Consider the following 951-nt stretch of genomic DNA (forward strand, 5'->3'; position numbering starts at 1 on the left):
TCCCGTTGAATAGTTGATTTGCAATCCAGCTACGCCCGCTTCGCGATAAGCACGTAAATATTTATAGACTGTTCGTTCCGTTCTGCCAATGATCTCTGCGATTTCTTGTGCATTCTTCCCTTTCAAATGCAGAAAAATGGCTTGGTAACGCTCAAACATACGTCGCTCTTTTTCTTTTTTCATTAAGCTTTCAATTTCAATAAAGGTTTGTGTCGTTTGCATGGTTTCACCGTCGCTTTTAGGTTGTACTTTTTTATTCGACAGTGTGCAAATGAATTCCTTTAGTTCAACTTATATAGCAAAAATAATTAAAAATACTCAATGGAAAGCTGACTGTAATTTTCTGGATGATAGTCCTTTCCTGTAAACAATTGAAGTAGCGTTGGTATTATATAGTGGGCAGATTTGTTTCTAAGTTTTTTAGCAACATGATTCCACCAATCCAAGTCTTTACTGTCAGGGATAATATTTTTAATTCCCGGGGCCTTCAGCAATTTACTTATTGAGTCGTATTTATTCAACTGGGTTTTGGAAAGCTTTCTTGGAATTCCATTATTAATTGGATCAAGAATGGCTAACCTCAAAGTATGTTCCAATAATGTAGAAGAACATATAATCGAAGCATAAAAATTCCCAAAGATAAGTGATGAAGTGCAAGTAGAATAAAAAGTGGACACCCGTTAAGAGAGCATGAATAATGAACTTAACGAGGAGGTGTTCACATGGGTGAACAACGGCAACGGTACAATGAAAAGTTTAAGAAAGAAACCGTCAAGTATATCCAGGAACAGACGAAGACGGTGGTAGAGATTGGTGAGGAGCTGGGCATCTCCCCTGGCGTGCTGCACAACTGGCTGGCGAAGTATCGGGAGTTCGGCAATGAACCTGTAAACAGTGCGGAAAAGGTTCGTGAACTCGAGCAGCGACTGCTGGAACAAGAAAAAGAATTAC

General features: G+C 39.1%; 3 protein-coding genes. 1 reads left to right on the forward strand and 2 read right to left on the reverse strand.

The features are described 5' to 3' along the window. On the reverse strand, nucleotides 1-222 hold a 222-nt coding region (locus tag A3844_RS06055), incomplete at its 3' end, for a helix-turn-helix domain-containing protein (RefSeq protein ID WP_143192014.1). A gap of 86 nt (nucleotides 223-308) precedes the next feature. Then, nucleotides 309-584, reverse strand: coding sequence for a hypothetical protein (locus A3844_RS06060; RefSeq protein ID WP_074106909.1), 276 nt, complete (start codon nucleotides 582-584; stop codon nucleotides 309-311). Between the two features lie 138 nt (nucleotides 585-722). Here A3844_RS06060 and A3844_RS06065 point away from each other — a divergent pair. Then, on the forward strand, nucleotides 723-951 hold a 229-nt coding region (locus A3844_RS06065; protein ID WP_074106910.1), incomplete at its 3' end, for a transposase.

Source organism: Paenibacillus helianthi (assembly GCF_001909055.1).
In the GTDB taxonomy this organism is placed as follows: domain Bacteria; phylum Bacillota; class Bacilli; order Paenibacillales; family Paenibacillaceae; genus Paenibacillus_AQ; species Paenibacillus_AQ helianthi.